The organism is Hyphomicrobium sp. 1Nfss2.1, assembly GCF_965243865.1.
Taxonomy (GTDB): domain Bacteria; phylum Pseudomonadota; class Alphaproteobacteria; order Rhizobiales; family Hyphomicrobiaceae; genus Hyphomicrobium_A.
In genome coordinates, this window is record NZ_OZ251603.1 from 1,022,247 (window position 1) to 1,035,005 (window position 12,759).

At 61.3% G+C, this 12,759-nt stretch carries 11 protein-coding genes; 6 read left to right on the top strand and 5 right to left on the bottom strand.

The features are described 5' to 3' along the window. Window positions 1–387: 387 nt before the first annotated feature. Together ACP15D_RS05180 and ACP15D_RS05185 are read left to right on the top strand one after the other, a co-directional pair. Window positions 388–2,202 (top strand): PHA/PHB synthase family protein, encoded by a 1,815-nt coding sequence (locus ACP15D_RS05180; RefSeq protein ID WP_424956484.1) that lies wholly within the window; start codon window positions 388–390, stop codon window positions 2,200–2,202. A gap of 18 nt (window positions 2,203–2,220) precedes the next feature. Then, the gene (locus ACP15D_RS05185) at window positions 2,221–2,949 is read left to right on the top strand and encodes a VIT1/CCC1 transporter family protein (RefSeq protein ID WP_424959173.1); all 729 of its coding nucleotides are present in this window, start codon (window positions 2,221–2,223) and stop codon (window positions 2,947–2,949) included. Between the two features lie 108 nt (window positions 2,950–3,057). Here the strand turns inward: ACP15D_RS05185 and ACP15D_RS05190 are convergent, their stop codons facing one another. Together ACP15D_RS05190 and ACP15D_RS05195 are read right to left on the bottom strand one after the other, a co-directional pair. Then, complete coding sequence (locus tag ACP15D_RS05190) at window positions 3,058–4,761, bottom strand: putative bifunctional diguanylate cyclase/phosphodiesterase (protein ID WP_424956485.1); 1,704 nt, start codon at window positions 4,759–4,761, stop codon at window positions 3,058–3,060. Between the two features lie 171 nt (window positions 4,762–4,932). Next, complete coding sequence (locus ACP15D_RS05195) at window positions 4,933–5,967, bottom strand: glutamine synthetase beta-grasp domain-containing protein (protein ID WP_424956486.1); 1,035 nt, start codon at window positions 5,965–5,967, stop codon at window positions 4,933–4,935. Between the two features lie 440 nt (window positions 5,968–6,407). On the opposite strand from ACP15D_RS05195, the gene ACP15D_RS05200 reads away from it, so the two are divergent. Continuing rightward, window positions 6,408–6,611: a DUF2735 domain-containing protein gene (locus tag ACP15D_RS05200; RefSeq protein WP_424956487.1), complete on the top strand. Its 204-nt coding sequence runs from the start codon at window positions 6,408–6,410 to the stop codon at window positions 6,609–6,611. A gap of 40 nt (window positions 6,612–6,651) precedes the next feature. Here the strand turns inward: ACP15D_RS05200 and ACP15D_RS05205 are convergent, their stop codons facing one another. After that, entirely contained in the window at window positions 6,652–7,581 is a 930-nt protein-coding gene (locus ACP15D_RS05205) for a glutaminase (protein WP_424956488.1), read from the bottom strand. Between the two features lie 265 nt (window positions 7,582–7,846). Here ACP15D_RS05205 and lpxD point away from each other — a divergent pair, with 265 nt between their 5' ends. The 3 genes from lpxD to ACP15D_RS05220 all read left to right on the top strand — a co-directional run bounded on the left by lpxD (window position 7,847) and on the right by ACP15D_RS05220 (window position 10,758). After that, a complete protein-coding gene (lpxD, locus tag ACP15D_RS05210; protein WP_424956489.1) occupies window positions 7,847–8,866 on the top strand; it encodes a UDP-3-O-(3-hydroxymyristoyl)glucosamine N-acyltransferase in 1,020 nt (339 codons plus the stop codon). A gap of 89 nt (window positions 8,867–8,955) precedes the next feature. Continuing rightward, complete coding sequence (locus ACP15D_RS05215; protein ID WP_424956490.1) at window positions 8,956–9,336, top strand: DUF427 domain-containing protein; 381 nt, start codon at window positions 8,956–8,958, stop codon at window positions 9,334–9,336. Between the two features lie 111 nt (window positions 9,337–9,447). Continuing rightward, window positions 9,448–10,758 carry a DUF2254 domain-containing protein gene (locus ACP15D_RS05220; RefSeq protein WP_424956491.1) on the top strand — a complete coding sequence of 437 codons (1,311 nt, stop codon included), beginning with the start codon at window positions 9,448–9,450 and terminating at the stop codon, window positions 10,756–10,758. Window positions 10,759–10,771: 13 nt separating this feature from the next. Here ACP15D_RS05220 and ACP15D_RS05225 read toward each other — a convergent pair whose 3' ends face one another. Next, window positions 10,772–12,058: an O-acetylhomoserine aminocarboxypropyltransferase gene (locus ACP15D_RS05225; protein ID WP_424956492.1), complete on the bottom strand. Its 1,287-nt coding sequence runs from the start codon at window positions 12,056–12,058 to the stop codon at window positions 10,772–10,774. 213 nt (window positions 12,059–12,271) lie between these two features. Then, window positions 12,272–12,478, bottom strand: a complete 207-nt coding sequence (locus tag ACP15D_RS05230) for a hypothetical protein (RefSeq protein ID WP_072374571.1) — start codon at window positions 12,476–12,478, stop codon at window positions 12,272–12,274. Between the last annotated feature and the right edge of the window lie 281 nt (window positions 12,479–12,759).

The following is a 12,759-nucleotide window of genomic DNA, read 5'->3' on the forward strand; positions in this document are numbered from 1 at the left end:
CACCTGCCCGCGTAAGTTCATCGACTGCTTGCCGCTGCTGTTGCTGCGTCAGCGAAGTGGAGGCGTGCGAGCCCGTTAATTCGGGCAACGGCGTCGACATCGTGGAAGCGCACCCGCCCAGGGTGAGCCCTGCTGCGACACCCGCAAGCCTCGCAACTGCCAGCCGAGCCTTCCGCACCACAATACCGGCCTCACGCATCGGTATGACTCGCATACGAATTCCACCTTGCCGGAAAGGCCTGCTTGCGCAACTTCAGCGCGGCTCCAAGATGCCTTGGGCCACAGGGTTGTCCACACCGCCGGATGACACTGCCCGCGCAATGTCGCAAAACATTGGCATACAATGGATACTTGGCCAGCTAAGGCCGCAAAGCGCTTAAGGTTACGATGTCCAAGCTCAACGAAGACGCCCCTGCCGACCATCAGCCGTTCCAGACCGTGAACGCGGAGGAGCTGTCGCGCAATCTGCTGCGCCTCTTCGAGCAAGGCGGCAACGTACTGTCGGAGTTCATCGAGCGCAACGACGCCAAGATGGGCCCGTACTCGGCCGCCACCGAGATCAATGAGGCGACAACGACACTGACGGACCTTACGTCTCAATGGCTGTCCGATCCAGCCCGCTTTGCCGAGGCCCAGGGCACCTTGCTTCGCTCTTATGCGGAGCTATGGAACAACACCGTGCGGCGCATGTTTGGCGAGGAAGTCTCGCCCGTCGCCGAACCCGACCCCAGCGACAACCGCTTCAAGGACCCGGAATGGTCCGCCAATCCCTACTTCGATTTTTGGAAGCAGGCCTATCTGCTCACCTCGCGGTGGGCGGAGGATATGCTGGATAATACCGAAGGGCTGGAAGGCAAAACACGGCAGCGCGCCGAGTTCTACCTACGCCAGGTCGCGAGCGCCCTGTCTCCGTCGAACTTCCCGCTCACCAACCCGGAAGTGCTGCGCGAGACTCTGGCGACCAACGCCGAGAACCTCGTGCAGGGCATGTCGCTGCTCGCCGAAGACATGAAGAAGTCGGGCGATCTTCTCAAAATCAGCCAGACCGATGCCACCGCCTTCGAGGTCGGCCGCAACCTTGCGACCACGCCCGGCAAGGTCGTCTACCAGAACGACATCTTCCAGCTCATCCAGTACGCACCGACGACCGACAAAGTCCGCGAGATCCCGCTGCTGATCGTCCCGCCCTGGATCAACAAATTCTACATTCTCGACCTGACGCCGCCCAAGAGCCTCATCAAGTTCCTCGTCGACCAGGGCTTCACGGTCTTCATCATTTCCTGGGTCAACCCAGACGCCTCGCTCGCGCATAAGTCCTTCGAGGACTACATGCAGGAAGGCATCCTCACCGCCGCGGACGCGGTGAAGCGCGAGGCCGGCGTTGAGAAGATCAACGTCGTCGGCTACTGCGTCGGCGGCACGCTGCTCGCCACGACGCTCGCCTATCTGGCCGCCCGCGGCGAAGAGCTTATCAACGCCGCCAGCTTCCTCGCGACGCAGATCGACTTCACCTACGCCGGCGATCTCCTGCTCTTCACCGATGAGGAGCAGCTCGAAGCGCTGAACGAGCTGATGAACGAGCGCGGCTATCTCGATGGCTCGCGCATGGCCAACGTGTTCAACATGCTGCGCCCACGCGACCTGATCTGGCCGTACATCGTCAACAACTACCTGCTCGGCAAGAAGCCGTTTCCGTTCGACCTGCTCTATTGGAACCAGGATTCGACGCGCATGGCGGCCGCCAACCACACCTACTATCTGCGCGAGTTCTACAACGCCAACCGCCTCGCCAAAGGCGAGCTTGTCGTCGCCGGCACGCGCCTCAACATGAGTAAAGTGAAGGTGCCCATCTTCGAACTCGCAACCAAGGAAGACCACATCGCCCCGGCAAAGTCGGTCTACGAAGGCGCACAGAAGCTCGGTGGCGACGTGACGTTTGTCCTTTCGGGCTCCGGACACATCGCTGGCGTGGTCAATCCGCCCGCAAAGGTGAAATATCAATATTGGACCGACGGCAAGCACGGCGCCAAGTCGCTCGACCAATGGCTGACGACCGCCAAGGAGCATCCCGGCTCTTGGTGGCCGCTGTGGGCCGAGTGGCTGAACGAGCATTCCGGCGACTGGACCGTCCCGCGCGAGCCCGGCGAGCATCAAGGTGCGATCGAAGATGCACCCGGTTCGTACGTGAAGGTAAAAAGCTAAGTGCCGCCACCGAACGATTTGACACCGAAGCGCAGCGGCGAAGCGACCGACTGCCCCGAACGAGGGGCGGAACTCCACTTCAGCGGCCGGGTCGGGTGGCTGCGCGCAGCCGTGCTCGGCGCCAACGATGGCATCCTCTCCACCGCCAGCCTGATCTCTGGCGTCGCAGCAGCCGAAAGCTCGAACACCAGCGTGCTCATTGCTGGAATAGCCGGTGCGGTAGCCGGCGCCATGTCGATGGCGGCCGGAGAGTACGTGTCGGTGAGTTCCCAAGCCGACACCGAGAGCGCAGACCTCGCCCGCGAAAGCAGAGAGCTGAAGGACTGTCCTCGCAGCGAGCTTGATGAACTGACCGGCATTTACATCGGGCGCGGCGTCGAGCCCGCGTTGGCGAGCAAAGTTGCCGAACAGCTCATGGCGAAAGACGCCCTCGGGGCTCACGCGCGCGATGAGCTTGGCATATCTGAAATCAGCGTTGCACGCCCACTGCAGGCGGCGATGACCTCCGCAGCAACGTTTGTCTCCGGAGCGGCCATGCCGTTGCTGGCGACAGTGCTGGCACCAGAGGGGGCGATCATCCCTGTTGTCACCGCCGCCTCGCTGATCTGCCTCGCGGCCCTCGGCGCCATCGGAGCCAAGGCGGGCGGGGCAAACATCTGGCGCGCTGCGTTGCGCGTCGTCTTCTGGGGCGCCTTCGCGATGGCGCTCACCGCCGGTATCGGCAAACTCGTCGGCGCCTCGCTGTAAATCCAAAGGAATTCATCCCTACGGCATTTCGAGCACGAGGTCGGCGGGATTGATGGCCCTTCTACATGCAGCGCTACAGCCGCATACCGAGCGTCCCTGACATCTAACTCACAGTCTCAATGCAGCTGCCGGCACCGGTCGCCCGAACAGAAAGCCCTGCATCCGTTCGACACCAACTTGCCGCGCTATATTTGCCTGCTCCACGGTCTCAATGCCCTCAATGACTGTGGACATACCGAGCCGGTCCGCGAGACGGCAGATTGCTTCGACCACCGCTCGCGCCTTCTCTGACGTCGCTAACTCGGCAACAAACGTGCGATCGATTTTGAGCACATCGACCGGCAGGCGACGCAGATAGGACAGCGAAGAATAGCCGGTGCCGAAGTCATCCAACGCAATCGTAACACCCATCTCATGCACCCTGCGCAGCATTGCGGCACATTCATCACCATTACCGATGAAAAGAGATTCTGTGACCTCGAGCTCCAGCCGTGATGCAGGAAGCCCGGAATCGCGAAGTGCGTTCACCACGCTATCGATCAGATAGCCCGCGTGACATTGCTGCGTAGAAAGGTTCACGGCGACCTTGATCTGCGACGGCCAAGCCATTGCGTCAGCGCATGCCTGAGACAGAGCACAAGCGCTCAGCTGGCGGATCAATCCCGTCTCCTCGGCCAACGGAATGAACTCAGCGGGTTGCATGCGGCCGCGCGTAGGATGGTTCCAGCGAGCCAACGCCTCACAGACGACGACCTGCCCTCCTTGCGCATCGATAATCGGTTGGTACTCGAGCACTATCTCACCATTGGCACACGCCTTTGCGAGATCGCTCTCCAACTGCCGCCGCTCTCGCAGTTCGACTTCCATGACTGGGGCAAAGATGCGGTAGCAGTTTCTGCCGCCACTCTTAGCCGCCCGCAAAGCGAGGTCGGCTTCGGTTAGAAGTCTGTTCGCATCAACTCGCCCACTCGACCGCTCTGCAATGCCGATGCTGACGCTGACTGACAGCTCACTCGACTCGAGGGAAATCGGCTCAGCCATCGATTGAAGGATCCCGTCTGCCAGACCCTTGGCGTCGCGGCACGAAGCATCGCCTTTCAGAATGATGACAAACTCATCCCCTCCGAACCGAAATATCGATGCGTTCGGCGGGGCACATGTCAGCAGCCTCTCGGCGACTTTCTTCAGCAGCGCATCACCGGTTGCATGCCCCAGCGTATCGTTGACGGCCTTCAGCTTGTCGACATCGATGAAGAGAACGCAGGCCCTCTGGTCGGATTCGCACCCCCACGCTTCGTCGTCAGCATCGACGAAGTTCCGTAAGCCCGTCAGGGCGTCGTGGTGTGTCAGATGAGAGATCAACTCATGCTGATGACTCAATGCTACATTGAGATTGCTCAGCTGACCTTCCAGCGCTTTGCGTGACGTGATCTCGGTTCTGATCGAGATGTAACCGGTGATCGTTCCACCCGAATCGATCAGCGGGATGATCCACGTATCGACCCAATAGAAGCTCCCATCCTTTGCCCGGTTCTTTATCTCGCCCCGCCAGATCTTCCCCCCACGGATCGTTCGGTACATCTCCAAGAAGAACGATCGCGGGTGGTGGCCTGAATTGAGGATGCGATGATTTTGCCCGACGAGCTCTCCTCTTGAGTACTTGCTCAACTTTTCGAACTGGTCGTTGGCGTAGATGATTGTGCCAGCAAGGTCCGTAATGGCCACGATCGCGACCTTGTCGAGCGCCGCCGCATAGGTTGCGGCCGCAAATCTTTCATCCTCGAGCATCATGCTCTGAATGGCGGCAATCATGAGCGCTTGAATTTTCCGGCAAATTGGATCCCACGATCATTGTGCGCCAGAAGGCGCTTGAAATTGATCTGGATCAATTTCGGCCGAGGCCCTTACTCGGCCGTGGAAAAAGAAAGCGGCGCCGGACGGGAGCCACGGCGCCGCTCAACTCTCTACGCGTCTCGATGAAGCTTACGCGGCCTTTGCAGCAGCGGTCGGAACCTCCGAGATCGTCTTCAGGATCTGCGAAGCGATCTGGTAGGGGTCACCCTGCGAGTTCGGGCGGCGATCCTCGAGGTATCCCTTGTAGCCGTTCTTCACGAACGAGTGGGGAACGCGGATCGAGGCGCCGCGATCGGCAACACCGTAGCTGAACTTGTTCCACGGAGCCGTCTCGTGCTTGCCGGTGAGACGCTTGTCGTTGTCAGGGCCGTAGACACTGATGTGATCCATCAGGTTCTTGTCGAAGGCCTTCATCATCGACTCGAAGTACTCCTTGCCGCCGACTTCGCGCATGTACGCGGTCGAGAAGTTGGCGTGCATGCCTGAGCCGTTCCAGTCGGTATCGCCCAGCGGCTTGCAATGGAACTCGATGTCGATGCCGTACTTTTCCGTGAGGCGGAGAAGCAGGTAGCGCGCCATCCACATCTCGTCGGCTGCCTTCTTGGAGCCCTTACCGAAGATCTGGAATTCCCACTGGCCCTTGGCCACTTCGGCATTGATGCCTTCGTGGTTGATGCCGGCCGCAAGGCACAGGTCCAGATGCTCTTCGACGATCTCCCGGGCGACGTCGCCGACGTTCTTGTAACCAACGCCCGTGTAGTACGGACCCTGCGGAGCCGGATAGCCTGCCTCGGGGAAACCGAGCGGTCGGCCGTCCTTGTAGAAGAAGTATTCCTGTTCGAAGCCGAACCAAGCGCTGGAATCATCGAGGATGGTTGCGCGCTTGTTGGACGCATGCGGTGTCACGCCGTCGGGCATCATCACTTCGCACATGACCAGTGCGCCATTGGTGCGTGCCGGATCGGGGTACACGGCGACAGGCTTCAGCACGCAATCCGAGCTAGAGCCCTCGGCCTGCATCGTCGAGCTGCCATCGAAGCCCCACAGCGGCAGTTCTTCGAGGCTCGGAAACGCACTGTATTCTTTGATCTGCGTCTTGCCGCGCAGGCTGGGAACCGGTGTGTAGCCGTCGAGCCAAATGTACTCGAGCTTGTACTTCGTCATGCTCAGTCTCTCCTAATTGACGACGCGGTCGCTGGGTCAATCCTGGTACTCGTGCGAGGACATCAGCCTCGGCGACGAGCCATGCTCATCGTGCATTGTGCGGTGCGATCGCAGGCTCCGTGACGACGCCGAGCTCGCGCAAACCAGACCTCGAAGCACGTCAGCAACTGTTCCGACCTCCCGCTTAGCGGGCGAACCTCGTCCGGTGCCTGGCTGCGCTAGGCGCGGAACCGGTAGCGGCTGAGTGGGTTCACCCTGACCGGAATGCTAGCGAAAGATGCAATTTATGGCGTGCCCATAATGTGTGCATTTGCTGCACGTTAATTCGGCAGGGCCCTTATTTGGCATCGGAATGACTCACACATCGTGAGATGATCCCAATCCAGCGTAACAGCGCTGTAGAGGAGCAACGAGACGAGAGCAAAAGGAAGAGAGAAACAATGACTTCGCACCAGTCCACTGCGACGATATACGCCTTCCCCCCTGGCGGACGCCGCAACCTTGGCCGCCAGCACGACAGCATAACGTCAGCCAGCTCCACCCCCCTCCGCTCGGCCATCGCCGATCGGGCACCGAGAATCGATACCGGCAGCTGGTATCATCAGGCCGCAGTCGAAGAGGCCCTGGCCTCCTGCGAGCGATAATCAGGTACGCTCCAATCCGAGCGTGGCGCCAATCCGGGCGTCACGCACCGAAGATCGACCATTCCATCCGCTTGCTCAGCCGCTCCAGGGCAAGCCGCCCCCGCTTCGAGTTCCCCGACACATCGAGCCCCGGTGACCATACAGCGATCGACGCCTTGCCCGGGGCGATTGCGAGGATACCGCCGCCCACGCCGCTCTTGCCCGGCAGCCCGACGCGGTAAGCGAACTCACCCGAACCATCGTAGTGCCCGCACGTCAGCATCAGCGCATTGATGCGACGCGCGCGCTCCGGCGTCACCACTGGCAGGATCGTCGACGGGTTTGCGCCGAAGTGCGCGAGGAATCGCCCCGCCATGGCAAGTTGCCGGCACGACATGGCAATTGCACAGTGATGGAAATAGACGCCCAATGCGTAGTCGACGGGCCCATCGATGACACCGTACGACTTCATGTAGTTGGCAAGCGCCGCGTTACGGAACCCCGTCCGCGCCTCTGAAGCGGCGACCTTGTGGTCGATGTAGATGCTGTCATCCGCCGCGAGAAACTGCATGAAGCGCAGAATCTCGCCCAACGCCTCACGCGGCTGATGGCCGGCCACGATCGCATCCGTCACTGCAATAGCGCCGGCATTGATGAACGGGTTGCGCGGAATACCGTGCTCGGATTCGAGTTGTACGATCGAGTTGAAGCGGCTGCCCGACGGTTCACGCCCCACACGCTCCCACAGCCTGTCCCCGAACTTGCCCAGCGCCAGCGTCAGCGTGAACACCTTCGAGATGCTCTGAATGGAGAACGGCACGTCCGCATCCCCGCCCGCCGCCACGTTCCCCTGCGCGTCGACTACCACCAGCGCGAACTGGTTCGGGTCGACACCCGCAAGCTCGGGAATGTACGTCGCCACCTCCCCGCGATTAGGCATCGCCTGCATCTCATCGGTGATTTCCTGGACGACGACTTGAAGATCGGACACGATTGCAGCTTCCCGCGGTGGACCGCCGCACCTCGTACGGGCACGGCTGCCGGACAATGGTTAAAACCGGCCGGGATTGAAAGATCCTTCCTCGCCGCAGCGGTTGCAACCGACCGGCGCGGACCCAGCGACGAGCGCCCACAAACAGCCTGATGCGCTTTCACCGCCGATAGCGTATGCTCAGCGCGAAGCCGGCCACGCAAGCGATCGGCTCCTATCCAAATACCTTCGTACTGTGCCGCTCAACGCGTAAGGGTGTGTCCCAATGGCTGACGCTCGCTTTTTCCATCGCGCCGGCCCTTTTCTGCTGTCCGACATCGCAGCACTCATCGGCGCCGAGCCGTTGCTCCCGGAGATCGAAGCGATCTCCTTGGCGGACATTGCCACACTTGAAACCGCGGGGCCGGACGACATCAGCGTGTTCTCCGACGCTCGCTACATGGGCGCGCTCGCCACCACCCGCGCCGGCGCGATCATCGTCAGCCGCAAGCTCGCACACCACGCCCCGGCAGCATCGCGTTTGGTCTACGTTGCCGACCCGCGCCGCGCCTACGCGCAGGTCGGACGCCTATTCTATCCCGCCGCCGCACCAACTGCCGGCATACACCCCAGCGCCCACGTTCATGCCAGCGCCTGCATTGGCCCCGGGACGCAGATCGACCCCGGCGCCGTCATCGGCCGCGATGTCGATATCGGCGAGCGCAGCTACATCGGTCCCAATGTCGTCATCGGCGATGGTGTGCTGATAGGCAACGACTGCCGCATCGGCGCCAATTGCACCATCAGCCATGCCCTGCTCGGGCACCGCGTCGAGATCGAGACATGCGTCACCATCGGTTCGCAAGGCTTCGGCTTCGTTCCCGGCCCGGCCGGACTAGAGCGCATGCTGCAGCTCGGCCGCGTCATCATTGAGGAAGGCGTGAAGATCGGCGCCAACTGCGCCATCGACCGCGGCGCCACCGACGACACAGTCATCGGTGCCGGCTCCGTTCTCGATAACCTCGTCCACATCGGCCACAACGTCCGTCTCGGACGACATTGCGTGATCTGCGCCCAGGTCGGCATCGCCGGCAGCACCACCGTCGGTGACGGCGTGATGATGGGCGGCCAGACCGGAGTTGCCGATCACTTGACCATCGGCAGCGGCGCACAGATCGCCGCTAAGAGCGGTGTCATGCGCGACGTCGCAGCAAAGACCGTTGTCGGGGGTTTCCCTGCCATGCCCATCAAAGACTGGCACCGCCAAACGATCGGCATTGCGCGCCTGTCCAAGAAGGTCGAGTAGAGTCCCACGCGTCCCGTGCGGCCCTGCGGCTTCCAACCCACCGCGCCACTCCCCACATAAGGTGCCTCAACATTCTCCGAGGCAAAGACATGGCTACCAGACCCATTAAGATCCCGGGTCCCGACCATCCAATCACCATCACCGCCGAGCCGGGTCGCATCGTCGTCAAGGTCGCCGGACGCGTTCTTGCCGATACGCGTGCCGCCCTCACTTTGCGTGAAGCAGACTATCCGCCCGTCTACTATATCCCGCGCGCAGACGTCGACATGAGCATGCTCACGCGCACCAAGCACGTCACGTACTGCCCCTACAAAGGCAAGAGCAACTATTACAGCGTGCCATCCGGCGGCGAGCGCGCGCTCAACGCAGTCTGGTCCTATGAGGAGCCGCACGACGCTATGCGGCAGATCAGGGAGCATGTTGCATTCTATGCTGACCGCGTAGACTCGATCGAACGCCACGACAGTTAGCCGCCGCCAGCGCAGCCGGAGCTGATTTCCTCACAACCGAACCAAATTGTCCGCCCACGAGTTTAAGGGCTAAATCGCTGCAGCACCTGATGCTGACAGATGGGAGCCCCGATGGTCGCCCGCTATCACAAGCTCATCGACGACCTCCGCGAGGCGTTCTGGTTCATACCCGCCTTGATGCTCCTGGGTGGTGTGGCTCTGTCCTTCGCGATGGTGCAGTTCGACCATGCATCTGAGATTCCGGAACGGCTTCAAGAGAGCGCCTGGATCTTTCGCGGCGGTCCTGCTGGCGCTCGCGCCGTTCTGGGTGCCATAGCATCGTCGACCATCGCCGTTGTCGGAACGGTATTCTCGATCACCATCGCTGCACTCTCGCTGGCTTCTGGCCAGATGGGCCCGCGGCTTCTGCAGAACTTCACCCGCGACCGCGGCAATCAGCTCACGCTCGGCGTCTTCATCGGCACCTTCGTCTATGCGCTGATGGTGCTGCGCACGGTTCGCAGCCCGAGCGAGGGCCAGTTCATTCCCCACGTTGCGTTGTCCCTCGCCATCCTCTTGGCGTTCGTCTGCGTGGCGACACTCGTCTGGTTCGTCGCCCACATGGCTGAGCGCATCAACGTCGATACTGTCATTGATCTCGTCAGCGACGATATAGACGCCGCAATCGAACGCATCGACGCCGAGCCGGCTGCTGCCCCCTCCGATACCTTCTGGAGCGATGCGGAGCCTGTCGTCCAGGCACGTGGCGGCTACCTGCAGCACATTGATGAAGGCGGCCTCGCTGACTGGGCAGCCGAGCACGGCACGCGCATCCGCCTGCTGAACGGGCCGGGAAGCTTCGTCTCGCCGAATGCGCCGATCGCCTTGATCAAGCCGAAGGTGGATGGCGCTGCGGATGCAATCGAAGACGCAACGGCGCTCGGCACCAAGCGCCGCGGCGATGACCTGCGTTTGAGCATCGCGCAACTTGTCGAGGTTGCCGTGCGCGCCCTGTCGGCGGGCATCAACGACCCGCACACCGCCATCGGCGTCCTCGATCGGCTGGGCAGCGCGCTATGCGAGTTGGTCGGCAAAGAGCTGCCCAGCGGCGTGAGCTTGCGCGATGGCAAGCCCGTCCTCGTGGTGCCCAAGATGGACTACGACCAGCTCGTCGACGTGATGCTGCAGACAATTCGCCAGAACGCGTCGAGCCAGCCATCGGTGCAACGCAAAATCCTGCAGGTGCTGGCAACCGTTGCGAGCTGCGAGCGCGATCACCAGCGCATCGCCGCCCTGCAACGGCATGCAGATCTCGTGATTGCTGATGCCCACCGCGCATCGATCGCGCCTTGCGACCTGGAAGAACTGGAACGCGAGCGCGCGCGTTTTTCAGCCGTGGTGGATCAAGGCGCTTACGCCTTGATCCGTCCTACGGCGGGGTAGGGCGACCGGCCCGTTACAACCGCGCCAAACCCCGTTCCAGGTCGCCGATGATGTCGTCCTTGTCCTCAATGCCGATCGATAGACGCACGACATCCGGGCCCGCTCCGGCAGCGATGCGCTGCTCGTCCGTAAGCTGGCGATGCGTCGTCGAAGCAGGATGAATGACGAGGCTGCGCGTGTCGCCGATGTTGGCGAGCAGGCTGAACAGCTTCAGCCCCGACGCGAGCTTGACGCCCGCCTCGTAGCCGCCCTTGAGACCGAACGTGAAAACGGCACCAGCCCCCTTGGGGCAGATCTTCTTGGCAAGCTCGTGGTACTTGCTCGAAGGCAAGCCGGCGTAGCTCACCCACGCAACCTTCGGGTGCTTCTCCAGCCACGAGGCGACCGCGAGCGCATTCTCGCTGTGGCGCGCCATGCGCAACGGCAGCGTCTCCGCACCCGTCAGGATCATGAAGGCGTTGAACGGGGAGATCGCCGGCCCGAGGTCACGCAGGCCCATCACACGCGCGGCGATGGCGAACGCGAAGTTGCCGAACGTCTCACCGATCACCATGCCGTTGTAGGACGCATTCGGCTCCACCAGAGTCTTGTAGCGATGCTTTGCGCCGAGCCAGTCGAACGTTCCTGCATCGACCAGTACACCACCGATAGAATTGCCGTGGCCGCCGATGAACTTCGTCATCGAGTGCACGATGATGTCGGCACCGAATTGCTTCGGCTGGCACAGGTACGGTGTCGCCAAAGTGTTATCGACAATGAACGGAACGCCCGCCTTCTTGGCGATTGCTGCAATCGCTGGAAGATCGACGACGACGCCGCCGGGATTGGCGATAGATTCCACGAAGATCGCCCGCGTCTTCGGCGTGATGGCCTTCTCGAAGCTCTGCGGATCGGTGGAGTCGGCCCATACGACGTTCCAGTTAAACTTCTTGAACGAGTGATTGAACTGGTTGATCGACCCGCCATAGAGCTGACGCCCGGCGATGAACTCATCGCCCGGTTCCAGCAGCGTGTGAAACACTAGAAACTGCGCCGCATGCCCTGAGGCAACGGCCAGCGCAGCGGTGCCACCTTCCAGCGCGGCCATACGCCCTTCCAGCACGGCCTGCGTCGGATTGGTGATGCGGGTGTAAATGTTGCCGAACGCCTCAAGCCCGAACAGCGAGGCGGCATGGTCCGTGTCGTTGAAGACGAACGACGTCGTTTGATAGATCGGCGTAGCGCGCGCGCCGGTCGAGGCATCTGGAGCTGCCCCCGCATGCACAGCGAGGGTGGCGAACTTCGGCTCTGTTTCTGACATCGCTTTCTCCTTCTAACCGCGCTCGAGCGATCGCGACTAGGGAGGGGATGACAGTCTTCAAGTCAACGGCAAAGGCGAAATGTTGTGGCTGCAGCCAATAGATTGGATCGTAATCTTCGCCTGCCTGTCTGCTCCCTGTCCACGAATGTCCAAAGGACTATTCCGACAAGGGCATAGGGCAGTTCGTAAGGCCGACACGCAAACCGGCCCTGCTCAAGCTTTCGCGTAACGACCTGAGCGGCCGCACGTGAATTTACGAATCTGCCAGTCGGGATTGCCGACGGTCCACTTCGCCAGTTCAGCCTGGCCGTACATCATGCATTGCTGCGGCGTCACCGATTCCGCGGCGAATGACAGATGCACGTCCTTGCACCGGTTCGGTACTTGGATGGAGCAGACGATCGCGACGACTTCTATCATGGGACACCCCAAGGTTCCTGCCGAAAGCGCCCTCTCAAGAAGGGCCGGATCCACCTTGGTCGCGTCCTCGTCGTTTCTTGTTGATCTTGCTTGAAGCGTAGGCCCGAATCGACCCCTGCTCAAGTTTCATTCCTGAGCAGAAAATGCCCAATTCCCGAACATATCGGGAAGTAATGGCAAACAAGTTCGGGGGACCGCTAAAATGCTGTAAATATTAGATTTTTGACCGAGAGAAACTCCCGAGTTGCGGCGTTTTGAACCGATTTAGACCTCTTGTCCTG

Coding starts and splice junctions, on each gene's coding strand:
- ACP15D_RS05180 (WP_424956484.1), top strand. CDS start 388: ATGTCCAAGCTCAACGAAGACGCCCCTGCCGACCATCAGCCGTTCCAG.
- ACP15D_RS05190 (WP_424956485.1), bottom strand. CDS start 4,761: ATGATTGCCGCCATTCAGAGCATGATGCTCGAGGATGAAAGATTTGCG.
- ACP15D_RS05195 (WP_424956486.1), bottom strand. CDS start 5,967: ATGACGAAGTACAAGCTCGAGTACATTTGGCTCGACGGCTACACACCG.
- ACP15D_RS05200 (WP_424956487.1), top strand. CDS start 6,408: ATGACTTCGCACCAGTCCACTGCGACGATATACGCCTTCCCCCCTGGC.
- lpxD (WP_424956489.1), top strand. CDS start 7,847: ATGGCTGACGCTCGCTTTTTCCATCGCGCCGGCCCTTTTCTGCTGTCC.
- ACP15D_RS05215 (WP_424956490.1), top strand. CDS start 8,956: ATGGCTACCAGACCCATTAAGATCCCGGGTCCCGACCATCCAATCACC.
- ACP15D_RS05220 (WP_424956491.1), top strand. CDS start 9,448: ATGGTCGCCCGCTATCACAAGCTCATCGACGACCTCCGCGAGGCGTTC.
- ACP15D_RS05225 (WP_424956492.1), bottom strand. CDS start 12,058: ATGTCAGAAACAGAGCCGAAGTTCGCCACCCTCGCTGTGCATGCGGGG.
- ACP15D_RS05230 (WP_072374571.1), bottom strand. CDS start 12,478: ATGATAGAAGTCGTCGCGATCGTCTGCTCCATCCAAGTACCGAACCGG.